The sequence below is a fragment of the Paenibacillus sp. Soil787 genome (assembly GCF_001429545.1).
In the GTDB taxonomy this organism is placed as follows: Bacteria; Bacillota; Bacilli; order Paenibacillales; family NBRC-103111; genus Paenibacillus_E.
Map to the genome: position 1 here is coordinate 262,439 of NZ_LMSP01000003.1, position 22,281 is coordinate 284,719.

Annotated in this window: 21 protein-coding genes and 2 pseudogenes; 6 read left to right on the top strand and 17 right to left on the bottom strand. The window is 44.8% G+C overall.

Features of this window, described 5'->3' with window-relative positions; genetic code table 11:
- Nucleotides 1-446: 446 nt before the first annotated feature.
- From ASG93_RS07160 to ASG93_RS07205, 12 genes and pseudogenes are all read right to left on the bottom strand, one after another.
- A complete protein-coding gene (locus ASG93_RS07160) occupies nt 447-1,190 on the bottom strand; it encodes a LutC/YkgG family protein (RefSeq protein ID WP_056830298.1) in 744 nt (247 codons plus the stop codon).
- The coding region (locus tag ASG93_RS36235) for an LUD domain-containing protein (RefSeq protein WP_235550768.1) at nt 1,183-2,031 on the bottom strand (849 nt) is incomplete at its 5' end. The genes ASG93_RS36235 and ASG93_RS07160, both read right to left, overlap by 8 nt.
- Nucleotide 2,032: 1 nt before the next feature.
- Nucleotides 2,033-2,799, bottom strand: a pseudogene (locus tag ASG93_RS36240) (LUD domain-containing protein); the annotation flags it as partial.
- 138 nt (nt 2,800-2,937) lie between these two features.
- Nucleotides 2,938-3,324: (Fe-S)-binding protein (locus tag ASG93_RS36245; RefSeq protein ID WP_162262832.1), on the bottom strand; the 387-nt coding region annotated here is incomplete at its 5' end.
- Nucleotide 3,325: 1 nt separating this feature from the next.
- A pseudogene (locus tag ASG93_RS36250) lies at nt 3,326-3,778 on the bottom strand (heterodisulfide reductase-related iron-sulfur binding cluster); the annotation flags it as partial.
- A gap of 111 nt (nt 3,779-3,889) precedes the next feature.
- Entirely contained in the window at nt 3,890-4,657 is a 768-nt protein-coding gene (locus tag ASG93_RS07175; protein WP_056830302.1) for a DeoR/GlpR family DNA-binding transcription regulator, read from the bottom strand.
- A gap of 9 nt (nt 4,658-4,666) precedes the next feature.
- A complete protein-coding gene (gene rhaB / locus ASG93_RS07180) occupies nt 4,667-6,166 on the bottom strand; it encodes a rhamnulokinase (RefSeq protein ID WP_063891790.1) in 1,500 nt (499 codons plus the stop codon).
- A complete protein-coding gene (gene rhaI, locus ASG93_RS07185) occupies nt 6,163-7,383 on the bottom strand; it encodes an L-rhamnose isomerase (RefSeq protein WP_056830306.1) in 1,221 nt (406 codons plus the stop codon). Before rhaI ends, rhaB begins: the two co-directional genes overlap by 4 nt.
- A gap of 32 nt (nt 7,384-7,415) precedes the next feature.
- Nucleotides 7,416-9,485, bottom strand: a complete 2,070-nt coding sequence (locus ASG93_RS07190) for a bifunctional rhamnulose-1-phosphate aldolase/short-chain dehydrogenase (protein WP_056830308.1) — start codon at nt 9,483-9,485, stop codon at nt 7,416-7,418.
- A 645-nt stretch (nt 9,486-10,130) separates the two neighbouring features.
- Complete coding sequence (locus ASG93_RS07195) at nt 10,131-10,700, bottom strand: 50S ribosomal protein L25 (RefSeq protein ID WP_056830310.1); 570 nt, start codon at nt 10,698-10,700, stop codon at nt 10,131-10,133.
- A gap of 98 nt (nt 10,701-10,798) precedes the next feature.
- On the bottom strand, nt 10,799-11,740 hold the full coding sequence (locus tag ASG93_RS07200) for a DUF1861 family protein (RefSeq protein WP_056830312.1): 942 nt from the start codon (nt 11,738-11,740) through the stop codon (nt 10,799-10,801).
- Nucleotides 11,721-12,005: a helix-turn-helix domain-containing protein gene (locus ASG93_RS07205; RefSeq protein WP_056830314.1), complete on the bottom strand. Its 285-nt coding sequence runs from the start codon at nt 12,003-12,005 to the stop codon at nt 11,721-11,723. Before ASG93_RS07205 ends, ASG93_RS07200 begins: the two co-directional genes overlap by 20 nt.
- Nucleotides 12,006-12,212: 207 nt before the next feature.
- On the opposite strand from ASG93_RS07205, the gene ASG93_RS07210 reads away from it, so the two are divergent.
- The 3 genes from ASG93_RS07210 to ASG93_RS07220 are packed head-to-tail and all read left to right on the top strand — an operon-like array spanning nt 12,213 to nt 15,611.
- Nucleotides 12,213-13,433 (top strand): glycosyltransferase family 4 protein, encoded by a 1,221-nt coding sequence (locus tag ASG93_RS07210; RefSeq protein WP_056830316.1) that lies wholly within the window; start codon nt 12,213-12,215, stop codon nt 13,431-13,433.
- Nucleotides 13,433-14,539 (top strand): hypothetical protein, encoded by a 1,107-nt coding sequence (locus ASG93_RS07215; protein WP_056830318.1) that lies wholly within the window; start codon nt 13,433-13,435, stop codon nt 14,537-14,539. The genes ASG93_RS07210 and ASG93_RS07215 overlap by 1 nt, the downstream gene beginning before the upstream one ends.
- Nucleotides 14,532-15,611, top strand: a complete 1,080-nt coding sequence (locus tag ASG93_RS07220) for a mannose-1-phosphate guanylyltransferase (protein ID WP_029196696.1) — start codon at nt 14,532-14,534, stop codon at nt 15,609-15,611. Before ASG93_RS07215 ends, ASG93_RS07220 begins: the two co-directional genes overlap by 8 nt.
- Here the strand turns inward: ASG93_RS07220 and ASG93_RS07225 are convergent.
- A complete protein-coding gene (locus tag ASG93_RS07225) occupies nt 15,608-16,825 on the bottom strand; it encodes an MFS transporter (RefSeq protein ID WP_056830319.1) in 1,218 nt (405 codons plus the stop codon). The two genes, ASG93_RS07220 and ASG93_RS07225, sit on opposite strands and share 4 nt — an antisense overlap.
- A 235-nt stretch (nt 16,826-17,060) precedes the next feature.
- Nucleotides 17,061-17,714 carry a DUF2306 domain-containing protein gene (locus tag ASG93_RS07230; RefSeq protein WP_056830367.1) on the bottom strand — a complete coding sequence of 218 codons (654 nt, stop codon included), beginning with the start codon at nt 17,712-17,714 and terminating at the stop codon, nt 17,061-17,063.
- A 166-nt stretch (nt 17,715-17,880) separates the two neighbouring features.
- On the opposite strand from ASG93_RS07230, the gene ASG93_RS07235 reads away from it, so the two are divergent.
- Nucleotides 17,881-18,471: a TetR/AcrR family transcriptional regulator gene (locus ASG93_RS07235; RefSeq protein ID WP_056830321.1), complete on the top strand. Its 591-nt coding sequence runs from the start codon at nt 17,881-17,883 to the stop codon at nt 18,469-18,471.
- 67 nt (nt 18,472-18,538) lie between these two features.
- Here ASG93_RS07235 and ASG93_RS07240 read toward each other — a convergent pair whose 3' ends face one another.
- A complete protein-coding gene (locus tag ASG93_RS07240; protein WP_063891791.1) occupies nt 18,539-19,156 on the bottom strand; it encodes an SLOG family protein in 618 nt (205 codons plus the stop codon).
- Nucleotides 19,157-19,322: 166 nt separating this feature from the next.
- Here ASG93_RS07240 and ASG93_RS07245 point away from each other — a divergent pair, with 166 nt between their 5' ends.
- On the top strand, nt 19,323-19,565 hold the full coding sequence (locus ASG93_RS07245) for a hypothetical protein (RefSeq protein WP_056830323.1): 243 nt from the start codon (nt 19,323-19,325) through the stop codon (nt 19,563-19,565).
- Nucleotides 19,566-19,668: 103 nt separating this feature from the next.
- On the opposite strand, the gene ASG93_RS34910 is transcribed toward ASG93_RS07245, so the two are convergent.
- Together ASG93_RS34910 and ASG93_RS07250 are read right to left on the bottom strand one after the other, a co-directional pair.
- Nucleotides 19,669-19,845, bottom strand: coding sequence for a hypothetical protein (locus ASG93_RS34910; RefSeq protein WP_156410833.1), 177 nt, complete (start codon nt 19,843-19,845; stop codon nt 19,669-19,671).
- A gap of 23 nt (nt 19,846-19,868) precedes the next feature.
- A complete protein-coding gene (locus ASG93_RS07250; RefSeq protein ID WP_056830325.1) occupies nt 19,869-21,152 on the bottom strand; it encodes a Gfo/Idh/MocA family protein in 1,284 nt (427 codons plus the stop codon).
- A gap of 170 nt (nt 21,153-21,322) precedes the next feature.
- Here ASG93_RS07250 and ASG93_RS07255 point away from each other — a divergent pair, with 170 nt between their 5' ends.
- Nucleotides 21,323-22,135: a helix-turn-helix transcriptional regulator gene (locus tag ASG93_RS07255; RefSeq protein WP_063891792.1), complete on the top strand. Its 813-nt coding sequence runs from the start codon at nt 21,323-21,325 to the stop codon at nt 22,133-22,135.
- The last annotated feature ends 146 nt before the right edge of the window (nt 22,136-22,281 follow it).

A 22,281-nucleotide genomic window follows, 5' to 3' on the forward strand; every position in this document is an offset into this window, starting at 1 on the left:
AATCACTTCTGAGTTCTTCTCGTTAAAGTTCGCTCCAACCCAAATTAATAAGGAGAGACTTTGGCCTACGACCAAAGATCCCTATTGGGGATACCGAGAACTTCTGTGGTAAATAAAGGGTAAGCTTCGCTTAACCCAAACCCAAAACATATAAATTCTTATCTGTTAAGAAGAGCCTGCTTATAAGAACAGCAGGCTTTTCGGTTCTGGTGCAAGGATTTAAAAAAGCGCGCAGTTACCCGACAAACTATACTTTGTCTATGCCACTAAACCAAATATCTTAGATACTTTGTCTGTCTAATCAAGGTTTCTTTCGTTAAGGATTTCTCATTTATTAATTCTTGGCGGATTCGTTTGTCGATTTCGGGTCCCAATTCATGCACCCATCCCATGACTTCATTATCAATTACGTTATCATGAATTAGAGCTTTGCACCACAACCTCATTTATTCAATAATAAGTGCATATACAATACCGGGACCATGAACGCCGATCGTTAAATCATTTTCAATATCAGCAGAACGACTTGGCCCCGAAATGAAATGGATGCCCGCTGGCCTGTCCTTCATCTCCAGTTCATCGAATGGCATGAGAACTTCGCCCAGCTTGGTTGTCAGACGCTCCACAGGAATGATGGCGATCAACGTCGTAGGAAGCAAGCTGACACTTCTACCTCTAGTTGGGGCGGAAGTAACGACAAGGGATCCCGTGTAAGCTACCGCATGTTCTGCCGCTATGATCCCAATATCGGCTCCTGCTGCTTTGGCAATGAGTTCTTCTTTGCCTTGTGCACCAACTCCGTCTGAGTTCCATACGCAGATGTCTACATCGCTCTCTGCCAGCTCCTTCCGAAGGATCTCCAGCTCCGATTGATCCTGAATAATGATTTGCTTAGCTTGGGTCAATGCAATGAAGTTCGCAATGAATGCTTGCGCTTCAGCCATTCCGGTCAGGCGTTTCGCATGGCCCCCAGCTTTCTGCCAGTTCGTCATAAACAACTGGATGCGCTCTTCGAGCGGAAGATCCATCTGCTCCCAGAATTCAGGAGCCCCCTTCGTGCTATGCGAAGGAGCTGTTTGCAAAGGCTTAGCTCTGCCTAGCCGATTAGAAATATTAGTAAAGAAGGCCTCCTGATCCTTCAGGGCTTCTTGATGAAGCTTCTGGAGAAATGCTGCATCTGATTTAGCCATGATGATGTCCTCCTCCGCCGTCTTTGCGATCAGCCACGAGCTTTTCCATACGGGCTTTCATCACGGAATCAAGCTCAGGGAAGGTACCTTCTAATCCCTGCTCGATGTCCTTCCATGACTCACGGAATGTCTTTTTCGCCATGCTTGGCGCATAACGATAGGAATTCCAAGGTTTTAAAGGACCTATCTTCGCTTTGATATGACCATCGCGAACTAACAACTTCTGCCCAATGCGACCGAGTTTGATTAAGGCTTTCACCCGCTTGGCGTCGGACATCAAGAAATTAAAGCCTTTCATGCCGACCTTTTCAACAAAATCCGTGGCCCCGCGCTCCACTTTGCGTTGACGGAGATAAATGAGCATATCATGCAGCGGAATCTTCACCGGGCATGCCTCATAACAGGCACCACACAGGCTTGACGCACTCGCGATGTCGTCCCATTGGTCGACGTTTTTGTTCAATGCCGGCGTAAGCACAGCCCCGATCGGGCCACTATATACACCGCCGTAAGCGTGGCCGCCGATGTGACGATAAACCGGACATGCGTTCAAGCATGCCCCACAGCGAATGCAGTTCAGCAATTCCTGGAACTSAGGATCWCCAAGCTGCAAGGAACGTCCATTATCTAGGATAATGACGTGCATTTCTTCCGGCCCATCGCCGTCCTGCTCCCGCTGCGGTCCAGAAATCACAGACATGTACACCGTGAGCTTTTGTCCTGTAGCTGAGCGCGGCAGCAAKGTTGCCATCACTTCGAGATCGTCCAACGTAGGAATGATTCGCTCCATGCCCATGAAGGTGATCTGTGTCTTAGGGATGGTACTAACCATCCGCGCATTNGTTGCCATCACTTCGAGATCGTCCAACGTAGGAATGATTCGCTCCATGCCCATGAAGGTGATCTGTGTCTTAGGGATGGTACTAACCATCCGCGCATTGCCTTCATTTTCGAAAAGAACGATAGACCCTGTCTCCGCAATAGCAAAATTACAGCCCGTCATCCCAATGTCGGCTTCAAGGAACTTCTCGCGCAGCTTCCTTCTTACATAGCCAGCCAATATACCCGTGTCCGGCTCAAGCTTCTYGCCTGCATCCTCAGAAAGCAGATCGGCGATCTGGTAGCGATTTTTGTGAATCGCCGGAATAATAATATGCGAAGGCGTCTCGCCRGCCAGCTGAATAATATATTCACCAAGGTCCGTTTCAATCGCCTCGACACCGATTTGCTCAAGCGCATGGTTGATATGCAATTCTTCGGAAACCATCGACTTGGACTTAACTACACTTTTTGCCTTCTTGTGYTCAGCGATTTGCATCGTCAAACGAACAGCATCTGCTGCATCTGCTGCGAAATGAACATGCACGCCCTGYGCTCTCGCATTTTCAACGAATTTGCCAAGATARTAGTCCAAGTGTGCAATCGTATGCAGCCTAATTTGCCTGCCACGCTCACGCCACTCTTCCCAGTTCCCATGCTCTTCAGTCGCTGCCAGCTTCCCGTTCTTCAGCCGTTCGGTCGTGAACTTCACCGCATTGCGAAGAAAGTCATTGTTCAGCGCGACTTTGGATCTTTCCTTGACGGTCCCACTCGGTTTATGATCGCTCATGCGCCAGCTTCACTCCCTCGAATAGTAATTCTGCTAGATGCATGACCTTCACGGGTTTTCCACGGTAGGATAAATTGCCTGCAATATTCATTAAACATAGTCTGGAAATCAAGGAGCNCCTTGACGGTCCCACTCGGTTTATGATCGCTCATGCGCCAGCTTCACTCCCTCGAATAGTAATTCTGCTAGATGCATGACCTTCACGGGTTTTCCACGATAGGATAAATTCCCTGCAATATTCATTAAACATCCCATATCAAGTCCAACAAGCACTTCTGCTTCCGTTTCCAACACATGATCCGATTTCTCGGATACCATAGCACCTGAAATATCACACATTTTCACCGCAAAAGTCCCGCCAAATCCACAGCAATCCTCCGCATGAGGAAGGGGGACAAGTTCCAATTCACGGATATTTTGCATCAGCTGCATCGGTTCCTCTTTGACACCTAACAATCGGCTGCCGTGGCAGGACGGATGATAGGTCACTTTGTGCGGGAACACGGCCCCCAAATCAGTCACACCNCATCGGTTCCTCTTTGACACCTAACAATCGGCTGCCGTGGCAGGACGGATGATAGGTCACTTTGTGCGGGAACACGGCCCCCAAATCAGTCACACCCAATACTTGCACGAGGAACTGCGTGAATTCATAAGTTTTTTCTACTAATCTGTTAGCTCTTGCTAGATTGATAGGGTCATTTTCGAACAGCTTCGGATAATAATGATGAATCATACTTGTGCATGAACCCGAAGGTGATATCACAAAATCACTGTCTTCAAATGCTTGAAGCAGTGTCAACGCGGAACCTCGCGCCTCATCCCAATAGCCGCTATTGAAGGCAGGCTGACCGCAGCATGTTTGAGTCGCAGGGAAATCTAGCTTAACGCCATATTGGGCAAGCAAGTGAACCATAGACTCACCAACCTTGGGATAAACAAGGTCGCTCAAACACGTAATGAATAAGGATACTTTCATAATTGCAGCTAACTCCCTTCCTGAATCGTCTCTCCTTAGAGGCGTTTGGTTATACAAAAAACCATCCTCAGTACGAGAGAAAACATACTGGTGATGGGAGGTACATCATTTTTAACCTTTATCTAATTGGAGGACGTGGACACCTTTATCACGAATCTGATCTACATCGACCTTGTTTGTTTGATTGTCTGTAATCAAGTGCTTAATCTCGGGCCAGCCAGCTACTTGCGTCAAAGATTGCATACCGAATTTACTATGGTCAGCAAGCAGGTACGTTTCATCAGCGATACTGATCATTTTGCGTTTAATGAGCGCTTGCAGCTCGTTGGATTCGCTAATTCCGCGCTGGATGTGAACCCCTTTGCAGGACAAGAACAACTTATGAACGTGATACATGTCCAAAGATCTTTCCGCGAGTGGTCCTACATAGGACAACGATTTTGGAGAAAGGAGTCCACCTGTTGATATAACCTGAATTTTCTCCTTACCGCTCACCTCAAGCGCAACCTTCATCGAGTTCGTGATGATCGTCAGCGGCATATCGGGAATAATTTTGGCCATATACCAAGCCGTTGTACTTGCATCTAGAATTATCCGATCGTGCTCCCGAATATGTGATACCGCTTCCTTCGCGATGCTATTCTTGAAATCCGACTGCGCCGTTTCCCTTTCCATGAAAGGAACTTCCGACTGCGCTTCCTTCACACTGACAGCGCCGCCATGACTGCGCATCAGCTTACCTTCACCTTCTAACCGATCCAAATCACGTCGAATCGTTTCTTCCGTTACTTGACACAGCTCGCTGAGTTCCGTTACGCGAATACTTCCTCTTTCATTCACCAACTGAATGATTCTCTGCCATCTTTCCGCTACCAGCATCGTATTCCCTCATTTCACCGCCATACGGGACGCCACCTGACAAAATGTTGCATACGCTTCCTGCCAACCCACTCCATCCTCAGGGAAGTACGTTTTGACCGGGAACGATTTTCGAATCAGCTTTCTGGCTTCGCGCAAATTCGCGATATACCCTAATGATATCCATTGTACTACAAGGTTACCTAAGGCACTACCCTCAACAGGACCAGCCCAAACCTCGCGTTGTATAGCATTTGACGTGAATTGACAAAGCAGTTCGTTCTGAATGCCGCCGCCAACGATGTGAAGACCTTGATATTTCTTCCCTGATAGGTGTTCCGTTCTTTCTAAAATAAACCGATACTTCAAAGCCAGACTTTCCAAAAGACAACGAACAATTTCACCTTCCGTTTGCGGTACAATCTGTTCCGTTTCCCGGCAATATTGTTGAATTTGCTTCGGCATATGCTCAGGATTCAAGAACATGTCATCATCCGGATCGATGAAGCATTGGAAAGGCTTCACCTGCTCGGCAAGCTTAACTAATTCAGCAAAGCTGATGTTTTTTCCTTCTTTGTCCCATGTACGCTTACATTCCTGAATTAACCATAAGCCCATGATGTTCTTCAACAATCGGTTCGTACCATAAACGCCGCCTTCATTGGTGAAATTCCAAGCTAATGCCTGTTCACTAAGCACCGGCGCCAACGTCTCCGTTCCGAGCAGTGACCAAGTACCGCAGCTTAAGAATGCGAAATCTTCTTCTAAAGCAGGAACTGCGACAACTGCAGATGCTGTATCATGCTCGCCTACGGCAATGACAGGAATCGAAGGAACATCGAGTTCATCACAAATCTCTTTGGTTAACGCGCCAACTCTAGTCCCTGACGAAACCGGTTCCAATAGTAGCTCACCAGGAAGACCAAGCTGCTCTAAGAGCTCCGTATCCCATGTCTTCGTTGTTGCATTAAAAAGCTGCGTCGTTGTGGAATTGGTGTACTCGCTATGTTTTTCGTCCGTTAAGAAGTATCGGAGTAAATCAGGAATCATCAAGAACGTATCTGCGCGCTGCAGAAGCTCTGGATTTCTTTCTTTTAACGCATATAATTGAAAAAGCGAATTAAATTGAAGGAACTGAAGACCTGTTTTGGCATACAGCTTTTCACGACCAATAAGATCAATGACCTTATCCATAACATGGTCCGTTTGATGGTCCCGATAGTGATAAGGATTACCGAGAAGCTCACCATTTGCCGCTAGCAGCCCGAAATCTACCGCCCATGAATCGATGGCTAGGCTCTCGATATCCGTATATCCCAGATGCTTCATCTGTAAAATACCTTGTTTCAATTCATGAAACAATCTCAAAATGTCCCAATGAAGGTGGTTGCCCACCTTCACCGGATCATTCGAGAAGCGGTGAATTTCCTCGATCGTAACGATGCCCGACTCGGAATCAAGTCGTCCGACGATCGCTCTGCCGCTGCTTGCTCCCAAATCAAAGGCCAGTACGCAGGAGGGCTTACTCACCAGCTGGCACCGCCTTTGCCACGAGCATTAATGCTTTCGTCGTAGCCGCTTTCCAGGTAGGCTTTCATCGGATCTACAGGTACACCTATCTCTTCACGAACGGCTTGTAGCAGCGGTGTCACATCGAATTCGAATGCCTTACGCACAGCGTCTTCTGCGCCTAGAACGTCCTGACGTTCTTGAGCGTCCCTAACTTCATCGAGGTTGATCAGCAAAGCTTTCGCATACTGTGTTTGAACGTTAAGCACAGAACGCAGCATCGCTGGAATTTTACGCTCGATATTATGGCTTTGATCGATCATGTAGGCAATATTGTTAGCAGCCTGACGGATTTGTGGATTTTTATCGTTCGCTGCATCAATGATTTGGTAGAAAATCAGGAACAATTCATACGGATTGACCGAACCAACGATCAGATCATCATCCCCATATTTGCGGGAGTTGAAGTGGAAGCCGCCCAGTTTATTTTCATCTAACAAGTAAGTCACGATATGCTCAATGTTCGTTCCTTGCGGGTGATGCCCCGTGTCCACTAGCACTTCAGCTTGAGGCCCCAATTTGTTCGCCAAATTGAATGCCATTCCCCAGTCCGCTAAATCCGTGTGATAGAATGCAGGCTCATAGAACTTGTATTCAATCAGCATACGCATGCTTGGCGTCATGGCTCCGTACATTTCTTTAAGCGCTTCATACATCCATGTTTTACGAGCGCGAATATCGACTTGCCCAGGGTAGTTGGAACCGTCAGCGAACCATAGGCTCAGCACATCGGATCCTACTGTCTTAGCAATGTCCACACACTCCAGCAGATGATCCGTCGCTTTACGGCGAATAGCTTCGTTCGAGTTCGTTACACTGCCGAAGATGTAATCATCCTCTTGAAAAAGGTTAGGGTTCACCGCACCAATGGAAACACCAAGATCAGCCGCGTGCTGCTTCAGCTTCGCGTAATCATCGACTTTATCCCATGGAATATGGATAGCAACCGACGGGCAAACACCCGTCAGTTTATGAACTTGCGCAGCGTCTTCGAATTTCTCGAAGGGATTACGCGGGACACCGTTTTGCTTATAAACTTTGAAGCGAGTTCCTGAATCCCCGTAGCCCCATGATGGAGTTTCTACTTTGAGGGCTTTCAGCTTAGCTTTAACAGCTGGCAGATCAATGCCTCTATTTGCTTGTTGCTCTTCGAACAAGGCGTATGCTTTATCGCTCATCGGATTATATCTCCTTTTGATTGTGGAAGTAATTAGCGAGTGAAAGCAGCCGGAACGCCGCCGTCAACTGTGATCATACAACCTGTCGTTTTGTCTGCTTTGGAAGAAGCGAAGTATACGATAGCTTCCGCAACGTCTTTCGGGAAAATATTAACAAGCAGCGTCGTTCTTTTGCGGTAGTGCTCTTCCAACTGATCCGGTTCAATACCGTAAGCAGCAGCCCGTTCGTTGCGCCAGCCGGAATTCCAAATCGCGGAGCCTTGAAGAATCGCATCTGGCAATACCGAGTTTACGCGAATGCCGAATTCCCCGCCCTCAGCAGCGATACAACGTGCTAAGTGTATTTCAGCCGCTTTGGCTGTCGAGTAGGCAGAGGCATTTTTGCCTGCGAAAACTGAGTTTTTGGAGCCGACGAATACCATGCTGCCGCCAATGCTTTGTTTTTTCATAATTTTAAATGCTTCTCTAGCTACGAGGAAGTAACCTGTGCTAAGCACGTTCATGTTCAGGTTCCACTCTTTGAGTGATGTTTCGTCAAAAGGACTGGAAGTCGCAAGACCAGCATTATTTACGATAATATCAATACCGCCATAGCTGAGAATCGAGTCGCGGTAAGCAGCTTCCACTTCCTCTTCTTTGGTTACATCCATTTTAACGGCAATGGCTCTGTTTTCGCCATACTGCTCATTCAGTTCAGCTGCTAATTTTTGTGCGCCTTCAAGATTCAAGTCAGCTAGAACGACGTGCGCGCCTTCTTTTAAAAACTGACGAGCCGTTACGCTTCCGATTCCACCTGCACCGCCTGTGATGAAAGCAATTTTACGGGAAAACTCAGCTTCAGCCGGAGCCAAAGTTAATTTATAAAGTTCAAGAGGCCAGTACTCGACATTGAAGGATTCATTTTCGCTTAAGGAAACGAACGTTCCGAGAGCTGTTGCGCCTCTCATTACGGCAATCGCACGGTGATAGAGAGCTCCGCTTACTTGGGCATTGGACCAGCTTTTGCCTGTGTTGATCATCCCGATACCTGGGATCAGGATAACGCGAGGTGCCGCTTCGTTCATGACGTCGCCTTCATTTTTGTTGCGGTCAAAATATGCCTTGTACTCTTCTTTGTAAGCCGCGATTCCAGCGTTCAAAGCTTCAATTAAGGAAGCCGCATCACGGGAGTTTGGATTCCAATCGATGTAAAGAGGCTTCATTTTCGTATGAACCAAGTGATCCGGGCAAGCCGCTCCTACCTGGGATAACACGGCAGCATCTTTACTGTTAACGAACTTCAGAACATCATCCGCGCTGTCAGTGGTCAGGATCATTTTCTTCTCATTGCTCACTGCTCCGCGAACGATTGGCAGAACTTGTGCCAAAATATCTTTTTGTTCGGATTCGGAAAGGGACTCATACTTCGCTCCGCCATAAAGACTGCTCTCGTTCACACGAGCTTCAATGAAGCTTTCTGCTTCTTGAATGATAGCCAAAGTCTTGAGGTAGCTCTCTTCCGACGTTTCGCCCCAAGTAACTAGACCATGCTTCTCCATCAGAACGAGCTCAGCCTTTGGATTGTTTCTAACGCCTTCCGCGATCATTTTGGAAAGTGTAAAACCAGGACGTACATAAGGTACCCATACGAAACGGTCGCCGTAAATTTCTTTCGCAAGCTCACGTCCGTTATGTGCGCAGCAGAGACCGATAATCGCATCAGGATGCGTGTGGTCCACGTTTTTGAAAGGCAAAAATGCATGTAAAAGCGTCTCAATAGAAGCACGCGGATGTTTGCTGTCGATCATACAATTCACAAGGTAAGCAACCATTTCTTCGTCGGACATTTCATCTCTCTCGAACAAAGGACGAATGTCTTCCATGCGAAGACCTGTGAAATTCTTTGCTTTCATGGTAGCAAGGTCTGAACCGCTACCCTTTACCCACATCACTTCTACATCACGACCGCGGAAATCCTTCTCGATTGTTTTGTACGATGTGTTGCCGCCGCCCCAGTTGGCAACTGCACGGTCTGTCCCTAACAAATTGGAACGGTACACCAGTTCCTCTACACCTTTCGACACTGCCTTCGCTTTTTCCGCTTCCCACAAATTCGCTACCATACGTATCCTCCTAATATAGATAATATAGGGATCTTTGAGCGTAGCTCAAAGTCTCTCCGCTTTACACCCCATGAGTATGTGTTTGTTCTTGATGGATTCATCGTAACACATCTTTGTTTATTTTTGAATACTTATTTTTGTTTTTGTTTTAAAGATTTCAAATACGTGTATGTGATGCATCATAGTTATAATCAGAAAAAAAAATAGAAACAAAATAAAACGGGCATAAAACAAATATGATGAGAATAGAAGAAAATGCTGCTCTCCGCATTTCTAGCTGATCGCAATTGTTCTGGAAGACATCCGTGCTACATGAACTGCATTTTGTGCAGTTAATATGTATCCTGAGTAGCTTTTGAGCGGTTTTGCTGCAAAAAGTGCAGTTAAATCCAGCCAAAACACTCGAATCCTACCTTTCCGGTACATTTAGATGTAGGAAATGCAGCTTATTTGCTGAAAGATGTCAATGTCGCGAAATTAGGTGCACATTTTACAGCTAAAGATGTTCTCGCGTGATTATCGCGGTACGCTTATCGCCCTAGAAAACAAAAAATCCCCTTCTAGCAGCGTGATTAAATTCATGGAACCATGAATCATCACACATTCTGCTAAAAGGGGATTTACATATATGATATATCGAGGATTCTAGGCTATTGCTTCGACTTCCTCATGTACCGTTTTGATTTGAATCATAACCGTATTAGGTTCCGTCAACACTTCAATGCCATCTTTGAAAATCAGGTCGGAAACAAGAAGCTTATCACCAGCATCAAGGCCACTGATATCAACTTCCATTGAGGTCGGTAAATCACCAGGCATACAACGGACTTCTACTTCATAGATTTCGATCTGCAGAACCCCACCGGATTTCACTCCGATTGCCTCTCCAGAAAACTGGATGGTTACTTTGCTGTCCATGATTTCAGTCATGTTCACATGATGAAAGTCGATATGCAGCAAATTACCCGACATCGCATCCCTTTGAACGCTCTGAACAATGACCGGAATTACTTTTTCATCGGATGTATTGCCTTGCAAGATAGCTCGCGGATTTTTTTTCAAAATATCCAGCATTTCTTTTTCATTTACTTCTACGGACAAAGTATCTTTACCAATCCCATACAACACAGCCGGGATGCGCCCCTGTTTTCTTGCTTGATTCATATGGGACTTTGTTTCACCAGTGCGCTTGTTCAATTGAATAAATTTACTCATTTATTTGTTTCCCGCTCTCTTTGACCATAAATTCTTGTCAAAATGATTATAACATGACCATAAAATCTAGTCAAACTTTGATGGAAATCCACTCGTTACTATTCATACTCTATAAAAGGATCCGGGATCTCTATCTGATAAGCCTCAGCATCACTAACGCCAACAGAAAGTACGGCTCGGCCATTGCCTGACCGTATAAGCCCACCGCTAAAAATAACATCTTCAAGATCCGGACGTTTGCCAGGTCCTCTTGGAAAATCACTTCTTGCCGCAATAACTTTCATGGGTGTTTTCTCACAGGTCTCAGGGTTTATCGAAAAGACCATGGAATAATAATGCTTGTTTCCTACGGGATCAAAGCAGGCTACATGTCCCAGAACGCCCACATGACCATTCCCCAGTAAATGTGCTTCGTTCGCACCGCCCCATTCTTCGGAGACAAATTGCTCTCTAAGAATTTCTGCATTGATGAAGGTTTGCTCATTGAGCTCCTCCAACGAGTTGATGATTGTAAATCCTATTTGCCCTCTTCCGCCTCTTGCTCCTTGCGGTCTAGTAAATACACCTACTCTACCATCGATAAGCTCAATTAGTCGAATATCTTTCATCGTACCCGGTCCAGATGAGAAGTGACATAAGGAATCTATGTGAAAACCACGATAAAATTGGGTAACCCACGACACAATCTTACTCGGATTATCGACAGCCGTAATGACTTCAACTCCGCCAATTATTAGTTCACCTTTGATGATCGTCATACATGGATCCTGCAAGTTATAAGTGTGAGTATGTATTCGGGGACTCCAAACCTGATCCTTGCATGTAAAAAAGAAGACTTGAGAGAACTCGCTATCCCGTTCCTCAACTCTTCCTAGTATGACTTCCTCCCCATCATATTGAAACGGGGCCGTTATATTATACACATCACGTTTTCCAACCCCAGAGAAAGTTAGTTTCTGCACTTTAGTTATTCTCGGGTTTGCATAAAAGGTTTCCAGAAGCTGTTTACAGCTCTCCGTTTTAATCGAGTTCCTTGTCATTGACGTCCTCCTGATAATCCATCGATGCATCTATCGTCCAATCACTTTCTACATTCATTTCGATGCCAATGAGCTGTCCAGGCTGGACATTAAAATACAGACAAAGCTTTAGCAATAAATCTCTAGGATACTGTACCATCTCATCCTTATACATACGACGAACGGAGTCAAAGTGGTAGTTAATCTCTTTAGAGAGCTTACGTATCGATAATTTTGGATCGTGATTTTCCATGACTTCTTTTAGTTTACTGCGTATGACTGACACACATACACCCCCTCCATAAATATATAGGGTATGCGATGGAGAGTCAATGAATTGACAAGAAAAAATGGTCATGTTATAGTTAAAACAGGAAATAATTTGGAATTTTCTGAAAATAAAATACCCCTTCCCCCAAAAGAATTAAAGATCTATCTTTAGATTCTTTTTTTTGTGTTCCAAAAATCGCGAACCAACATGGAGGCTTATTATATGAAGTATAGAAGCAGCAATCGGAATATCGTTTTTCTAGGCACTAGCCTGCCGAGAGAATGTGGCATAGCTACATTTACACAAGATTTATTAGATGAGCTACAGCACATTAAAGGCTTTAACAAGCCTCGTATTATTGCAATCAATAACAACGAAACGTACGACTATCAGGAGCAAGTGATGAGAGAAATTGACCAACATAAGCTATCAGATTATATAGAAACGGCCGATTATCTTGGTACGTCTGACGTTGATCTTCTCGTTATCCAGCATGAATTCGGTATATACGGCGGAGAAAGCGGTGAATACTTGATTCCATTCGTCGAGAGACTGACTATTCCTTATGTCGTCATTTTTCATACTGTGTTAACCAAACCTTCTGCCAAACAGCTGCACATCATGAATCGAGTTGCCGAGCTAAGTGTTAAAGTTGTCACGATGGCGCAGTCTACAGTAACCGATTTGATCTCCACTTATGGCGTTGATGCCGCCAAAATCGCTTTCATTCATCATGGCGTACCTCATGTCCAAACCGGATCAAGATCAGAACTTAAAGAGCAATACGGCTTTGCCGATCGGAAAATATTATCCACCTTTGGGTTTTTAAGTCCTGGCAAAGGGATTGAGTACAGCATTGAAGCTATGCGGGGAGTGGTCAAACAGCATCCGGATTCTCTCTATATTGTTTGGGGGAAAACTCATCCGGTCGTTAAACAAGAAACAGGCGAGGTATACAGACAAAAGCTGATGGGTCTTGTGGAAGAATTTGATTTAACGCGTAATGTCCGCTTCGTCGACAAGCTTTTGACGCAGGATGAAGTCATTCAATCGCTGGTTATGTCAGACATTTATATGACTCCTTATTTAGGCAAGGATCAGGCCGTTAGCGGAACTTTGGCCTACGGAGTCGGTTACGGAAGGGTTATTGTCTCCACACCTTACCGATATGCCGAGGAAATGCTGGCAGAAGGCAGGGGCTTACTGGCTAACTTCCGCGATTCAGCCTCCTTGGAAGCTTGCATCCTTCAATTACTGAATGACCCAACTAAAATAACTGAAATGGAACATCGTACGCTCGAACTCGGAAGAACCATGCTGTGGAACGAAATTGCCAAAACCTATGCCGCCATCTTCCAAGAAAAAATACTAGATGCAGAGTTATCGAAAGTAAATGCTTACGATGCCAGTTTAGCTAAAGTAAAACACTTAGGAGTGATTTAATGCAAGTACAAACGATACTGCAGTTTAACTCCGATTACATGCGCAGGATAACGGATGATACAGGCATTTTTCAACATACCAAGTTTGGAGTACCCGACCGGTCGAAAGGTTATACGACGGATGATAACGCACGGGCATTAATCGCAGCCGTTTTATTGTACAGCAGCCAAAAAGATTCCAACACGTTAGACCTCATTCACACTTATATTTCTTTCATTCACCACGCACAGAATGCTGATGGAAATTTTAGAAACTTTATGGATTATAACCGTTCATTCATGGAGGATAGCGGCTCCGAGGATTGTCAAGGACGCACACTATGGGCATTAGGATTCGCGCTCGCCCATTCCTCTTTTCTGCCTAATAATGTCCTTAATACATGCCGTTATTTAATCAATCAGGCATTACCGCATATTGAGAAACTAGGTTCTCCTCGTGCTGGAGCCTATGCGATAATCGGTCTAAGTTATTTAATAGAAACCCCTGATGCTTTAACTTACTCCTTCCCCTATCTCCATACGCCAAGCACCGCAGAAGAAAAGGCTTTCCTACCAAGAACATTTATCATCAATGTGATCGAAAAAATAGCGGTCCGACTGCACAATCAATATGTTCGCAATAAGGGTAACGGTTGGAATTGGTTTGAAGACAGCCTTACCTACGGAAACTCCATGCTGCCATGGGCACTTTTAAAAGCCTCACATATCGCGGAAAACTTTAGTTTGAAGGAAACAGCTAAGGAAAGCTTGGATTTTCTAGTTTCCAAAACCTTTGCTAAAGAAGGTTATTATAAGCCGATTGGCAGCCATGGCTGGCAGTTTCGAGGTGAAAAGGCCGCTCTATACGACGAACAGCCGATTGAGGCCTGTGAAATGCTTCTTGCTTGTAAAGAAGCCGCGGTCGTACTCCAAGACCCAGCCTATCTGAAGATAGCAGCCTTATGCTACGAATGGTATTTAGGCCATAATTCATTACAAATCTCTCTCATTGATCCTCAAACCGGAGCTTGTTATGATGGCATCCATGCCACAGGGCTGAACCTTAATCAAGGCTCTGAGAGTATCATTTCCTTCTCCATTGCCCATTTGGTGATGCATCATGAATAAATTTGCTACCATTCTTGCAGGCGGGGGCGGAACCCGTTTCTGGCCGCTGTCTAGACAAGAGATTCCAAAGCAGCTTCTAAATATTAGCGGAAATGATATTATGCTAAACGATACGATCGAACGATTCAAAGGCATTATCCCTCAAGAAAATACCGTTATTGTAACGAATCGTTCTCAAGCTGTTCTGCTGGAGAGCATTATGCATAGCAGTGTATCGAAAAGCAACATTTTGATTGAGCCCGTTGCCAGAAACACGGCTGCAAGCATTCTTTTCGCGGCGTTATCGATAGAAAAATCACACGGTGATTCCTTAATGGTTGTATTGCCTTCCGATCATTATATAACCGATGAAGAACAATTTCGGCTTACGTTAGACGAAGCCTGTACGGTTGCGATGAAGACGGACAAAATCGTTACAATCGGAATTAAACCGACATTCCCATCGACCGGGTATGGCTATATCGCCTTTGATAAAGAACCCATTTCTTCAAACCCTGTGGCCGTATACGAAGTAGCTGAATTTGTAGAAAAACCAAACTTTCAGAAAGCACAAGGCTATCTGTCATCAGGTAATTATTTATGGAATAGCGGCATTTTCATTTGGAAAACTTCCGTCATTATTGATAATTTTAAGCGTTACCTGCCTCGGCTGTATAAGACAATGCTTCCCATCAGCGATTATCTGGGCACCGATCAGGCAGAGGAAATCATTAATAACATCTATCCGACGCTTCAAAACATTTCGATTGACTACGGGATCCTTGAGCGCTCCGATGAAGTTGTTGTTCTGTCTGGTCAATTTGGCTGGAATGATATCGGAAGCTGGGATGCGCTCGGTGCGATCTTTCCTCCTGATCCATCGGGAAACATTATTAAAGCAAATCACATGGGCATAGATACACGAAATTCGATCATATATGGAAATGGCAGACTAATCACGACAATTGGCGTAGACGGCTTCATTATTGCGGATACTGGGGATGCACTATTAATATGTCCCAAAGACAAAGCACAATCTGTTAAAGATATCGTCGACCTGCTGAAGGAAAAAGGAATGACCGAGTATATTTAGTTCTGCCCTAATTCCGGTAAAGATGATGGAACGGCCGCCACTTTGGGACCGCGATATTTGAAGAAGAAGGCCACACAGATAAGCGCCAAGCCATTGATGGCAAAAACGAGCGGAATACCGATCCATCCGCCCAAAAAGCCACCGATAATCGGACCGCTCATGGTTCCGAGCTGCGTAGCGGATTGATTTAAGCTAAATGCTCGGCCTCTAAAGCTGGAGTCCGTAAATTTCACGATGAGCGCGTTTAACGCCGGATAAACAGCAGCAAAAAACAACCCATAGCTAAACCTCAGAATGCCAAAGGCCAGAAGGTGGTGAGTGCCCAACTGAAGCAGATTCCCTATTCCTCCGCCAATTAGGCCGATGAATAGGGTTTTGGAGTAGGTGATTTTCTGTCCGAGTTTCCCCCATCTCGGTGCTGCAATAACGGTCGCGATGCCCACCGCAGAGAAAATAATGCCTGAACTGAGAGAAGCCGAGCTTTGGCTGCCGCCCATTTGCAGCACATAGATGGTAAGCAGAGGCTCGACAATCATGACCGAAGTTGCTACCAACATAGTGACGCCCAGAATCATCATGAAAGGGCGATTATGAGCCGCCGACTTTAAATCGTCCATAACACCCGAGCGCGCAGCCGAGCGATTAAAATTCGTTTCCTTCGCCCCAAACAGCCCAATAAAGGCTGCAACTAAGACAACACATCCAGAGACCAGAAACGATTCTCGGTTCCCTACCCAGTGGCTGACGAATCCGCCAACCAGCGGACCGATGACACTGCCGGCGGCTCCTGCCGTTGACATCACCCCCAGCGCATAACCAACTTCTTTTTCAGGCGTGTTCGTGGCTACTAAGGCAATGGAAGCAGGAACAAAACCGGCAAGCAATCCCTGAAGAATCCGAACGACCAGAAATAAGTAAGGATCATGGACGAAAAAGGTCGCAAAATAAAGAACGCTTAGGCTGAAGCCTGAGCGAATCAGCATCGGTTTGCGGCCATACTTGTCCGCCAAAGAGCCCCAATAAGGCGCGATTAAAGCGCTAGCCAAAAAAGTAATGCCAAACGTAATCCCAGACCATGCTTCCAATCCTTTATCAATGCCGAGCTCCGTGTGCAGAAAGATAGGTAAGAAAGGAACAGAGATCGTATACGCCATGCCGCAGAAAAATACACCGATCCATAAAGTGATAAGATTACGTTTCCAGGAAAATGCCATGTGTTTTACCCCCTGATGCTTGATGACTGAACGACTACATACAAAGTTCACCCGACAACCGTGTTATGATACGTTTATTTTATCATCATTGTTTGAAGATTAGAAATTACATCATGTGAATGGCTGAGTCAAAGATCACCGTTTTCGTTACAGAAAAAAGGGGTGGGTTGCTTCGTACACGATAAATGTACAAACAACCCACCCCTTTTGGCCAACCTAATTAATGTCTCCGTCTTCATTTATTTAACTCATTCGGAGCTTTGACGTAGACATAACGAATTACAAGTTCTGCTAGTAGGAAATTAAGTAGGATTGCTCCATAAACACCAAACGTATAACTCGACTCATACCTCAAACCAACTCCTTCATGGAGAATAAAACTAATAAGATGAATGAACAGATTTGTGAAACAGAAAGCATAACTGCGAACCATCCACTTCCGATGTTTGCTGACTTGCTTGCGTTTAATTTGGACAATCGCTGTAATAGTCATGGCGAGCCAGACGATACTCACCAGATTGAAAGCCATGCTATTGATTTTTCCGCCTGTTGAATACGGAGCCATGTAGCCTGAGGTCAGAACAACGACAAAAACAAAAATAACGTATAGATAACCATTGACTCTATGAAATTTGCGAGCGTTGCGTAAGATCTTGCTTGAGAAATTAAGCGCTCCTGTCAGCATAGCCAAACAAGCAGCACCTACATGAATATGCATAACGTTTAACCAAATTGGGAGATTCATAGGACGTTTGAGATTCATTTTATGAGTCAGAAAAGCAGCAGCTTGTGGATCAAAAAATAAATTCGCTAACACAACGTATAACATGTAAATAATTAAAGCTGACAGGAGTAGCGGATACGCGTAGCTCTTAGTCGCTTTTGCCATTTTAGCCACAGAAACCTCATCCTTTTCGTTAATATGTATGTTGATTAGATATTTTAGAGACCAAACCGTACGGTCTTTTTTATTGTACAACGATCTATGCTATGATTCACTTATAAAATGTTACAATATTACGAGAGTGTCATCGCCTCTGAGAAAGGATATTCACATGCGTAAAGGTGAAAAAACTCGATTGCATATTATTATGAAATCCGCTGAACTATTCAACGAAAAGGGCTACGCGGGTTCAACCATACAGGATATTATGACGGTAACCGGCCTAACCAAAGGCGGGATTTATCGGAGCTTCGCGAATAAGGATGAGATTGCGATTGAAGCTTTCGCTTACGCTGGACAAGTGCTCTGGGGACATTTCGCTGACGCGGTTGAAGGTGCCGTTACAGCAGCGGATAAAGTCCTAGCGATGTGCGACGTGTACAGCGATACCGTGCATAATCCCCCTATTAAAGGTGGATGCCCTTTTCTCAATACAGCGGTAGAAAGCGATCATTCCTTTCCAATTCTGCGAGATCGTGCGGTTGGAGCTTACGAGCAAATGATGGCCTTCATCCAGGGGATTTTGCAAAAGGGAGTCGACGGCGGGGAATTCCGATCTGATATCGACACCGAATCCGTCGCTTCCTTCCTCTTCTCATCCATTGAAGGCGGCATCATGGCAAGCCGTTTGACCCGCGACAATAAGCATGTCGGCTACGCCAGAAAGAACATTGAACTGCTGCTGACTTCTTTTACAAAGTAAGCTATATACCATTATGAAAATAGCCGTCTCCCAAGGTCTATACCCTTTTGAGACGGCTATTTATTGTTTATATTTCCTCAAAATCCGTATTGCTACCGCCGTCCGCGAAGTCGAAGTCTCCAGCCAGATCTCCCGACTGATCACCCTGTTCATCTTCGGCGATATTTTGCAAATCATAGGCATTAATCGTGATAATCGGGTAGGTATGATTCACAGCAATCTGCGCTGCCTGTTGTTTCATAAATTTCGGCGAACCCTCTGTGTCTTCATCATAGACAAGAATGATGCCATCCGAATTACGGAGCAGAAACTTGTCTCGTTCCTTAAACTGCCAAGGTCCTTCATATTTGGTTTTTGTCACGCTGTTCACGTAATTCGCGCGTTCCATGACGCTATTATAGCTATTTTTCTTATCATCGCTCCATTTTTCTTCTTGCTCCAGAAAAGGTGTAACGACAGCTAATTTCAGCTCTGGGTAGGCGCCTCCTCGAAGTTCAAGCACAGCCTCAGCCGCCCACAATTCGACTCCCCATTGTCCACTCACAACGACCCATTCTAAACCTTCATCCAAAAGTGCGATGAGTCTCTTTTTGATCGCTTTTTTGATAATCGGAATGCCTGGGTGCTTTAAAGAAAAAATGCCCAGCTCAGATGCTTTATAACCCGTTATTAAGACTCTTTTCAAAAGAGGTACACCACCTTGTTGACTCTACCTATCAGGTTAGCATAGATATGCCTCGATAGAAAGATGAGGGGTATAAAATACAATTCCAAATCAATTGATCTAGCACACACTCATATAATCAGAAAAGCATATAATAGATTACCACAACTTGAGAGGAGGAAATTAGTTGAACACTTCAAATAAATATCGGGTTTGCAAAAATTATGTTGGACGTAAAGTCATGATAAAAACGACTCAAGGAACCTACCAGGGTACAATAGTAAAGGTAGATAAGAATAGAGTTTATTTAAAAACAACTCGTAACAAAAATAAGGCTCAAGTCTCGTTTATCCCATTTATCTTACCGCTTGTACTTTTCGATTTATTAGTCATAATTCTGTTGGATACAAAGCCAAGACCATATTTTTAATATGAAAACCCCATCTTTTGATGAGGTTTTCTTTTTTTTGCAAGCTCTTAAGGTTTTATGCGAAATATTTGAATTACCACGAAAATGTTTAATCATTAAGATTCTAAAGGAGAACAGGACGAAGCTCATCCTTTTCTCCCAATGCTATTTTTAGTGACTTGTCCAGGTTCCGCTTCAACCTTTCCTTGGTCTGTTCGGCATTCTCGGATCGTTTCTGCTGCAGACGTTTGTTCTCGTAGGAGTCATAGAGATTTTCCATGATTGAATCTGGATTCCACAAGCAGTCCCACCTCCGTCTACCTTTTAAAAAGTAACAAGCTTATCCACCGCAACCGGTTGCCCCGTACGCATGGAAATATTCCCGGCAATACCGGTCAAAATCGACATCGCCCCGTCAACATGAGAAGCGGCTCGCTCGAAGCGATCATCTGATGGCTTATCAAAAATATCCTTCAAGAGCACAGGATCGCCGCCGCCGTGACCGCCGACACCCTCTTCAATTTCTACTTTATAAGGAGCCGCGAACATCGGAAATACCCTGATCGTCTTTTCCTTCAAAGCGCCTTCGTCCTCTTTAAGACCACCGGAATTTACGTATGATTTCTCAATAACTCTCATCTCAATACGGCCCTTACTGCCATTGATTTGCACATTGAAGCCTTCCCAAGGCATATAGGCATTCAGTGAATAAGTGAGAATGGCCTTGTTTTTATACCGGACCATAACCCCCATCGTATCTTCAATACTAATTCCATCTCCAAAAACACTTTGATCGCGTTGATAACCATCCTCATGCTCCGCATCTAGATACATACCTTTGAGATGTTCATTTTTATCCAAATGAAGCGCAAAAGGATCACCCTTCGCATTCTCATTTCCTGTCGCACGTTGATAAAAGTTGGTCACGCCGCGCTTCTCGGCATTTTCCCTGCCATAGAACATCAAACCGCCCATCGCAAAAACCGTCTCCGGACTCGTCCCCAACCAGAAATTCACGAGATCAAAATGATGCGTTGATTTGTGCACAAGCAAACCTCCGCCATTGCGTTTATCGCGATGCCATCTGCGGAAATAGTCCGCTCCATGCTCAGTATTCAGCAGCCACTCGAAATGGACAGAATGAACATCACCTATCGCACCGTCCATGATTAACTCACGAATTTTCGTATTATGTGGAGCGTATCGGTAATTGAATGTCACGCGAAGCTGCCGCCCTGTGCGTTTAATCGCATCAAGAATTTCTTGACATTTCTCTTCATCCACAGTCATCGGTTTCTCCGAAATGACATCGCAGCCAAGCTCCATCGCTTTAATTATGTAAGTATGATGTGTACGATCAACAGAGGTGACAATGACATAATCAGGCTTTTCTCTGCGAATCATTTCCTCAAACTGATCCGCTTTATATGTGGGGACAGTGTTATATTCATATTTATTGACGAGTAAGCCATTTGTAAAATTCATTCTCGTTTGATTTACATCACAAATCGCAACCAGCTCCGACGTTTCTTGAAAATCCTTTACAATGGCGCCATAGAAAAATTCCGCTCTTCCTCCGGTACCGACTAGTGCATAACGCTTTTTCATAAAAGTGAACCCCTCTCGCGTATAAGGATATGTTTTCTCGTTCGAATGTCCTATCTCAAGATTAATACAATATTTGTTGCGTTTCTAATCAAATATTGCTTAATGACTTTCGTTCCTTGCATATTTTGCTATATAATGAGCAATAAAAGGCCGAATGAAGAGGTGTCCACTTGCTACTCTACGAAATTGAAAGATTGCGCAGAGATCGCCCCTACTCTATGACAGTGAATCATTTTCATGATCACTATGAAATTTATTATTTACTCAGCGGAAAACGCTACTATTTCATACAGGACCGTTCCTATCTGATTCAAGAGGGCGACCTCGTCTTTATCGATAAAAATGAGCTTCATAAAACACGAAATGCGGATGCCCTTCATCACGAGCGCATTCTACTTAGCTTTGATGATAGGTGGATACGCTCTATCGATGAGGACGCATCGACACATTTACTTGTTCCTTTTCAGCAGAAACAGCATATCTTTTCCCTAACAGGTGCGAATCGTACTCTTGTCGAGAACCTTCTATTCAGCTTATTGCGCGAAAAGCAACAGACCCTTGGCGGCTGGCGGCTGAACAGCAAAGCTCTGCTCACGCAGCTGCTCATCTTCTGCTCGCGGCTAACGGATAAGTTAAGCTCTGCTGAAGAACTCCCGCAGGCACACAATCCCAAAATATTCGAAATCGTCGCTTATATCAACGAACAGTATAGAAACCGTTTGACGTTAGCTTCGATCTCCGAAAGCTTTTATATCAGTCCAAGCTACTTTTGCCGTTCATTCAAAGAAACGACCGGCTTTTCGTTCATCGAATACTTGAACAACGTTCGAATCCGCGAGGCCCAGCGGCTGCTAAGGGAAACGAAGTTGAAAGTCATCCACATCGCTGAGCAATCCGGCTTCGACAGCGTCGCTCACTTCGGCCGCGTGTTCAAACAAGTGACCGCACAGACACCGCTGGAATGCCGCAAATTGATGCGCTAGCTATATACCTCTCTGCAGCCAACATGGTCTCCCCCACAACAAATAAGCTCGGAAAACGCGCTTATTCAGGAGCGTCCGAACAATTAAGGGGTAAGCTTTGCTTACCCCAAACCCAAAACAAAAAACCTTCACACAGGAACTCCCCG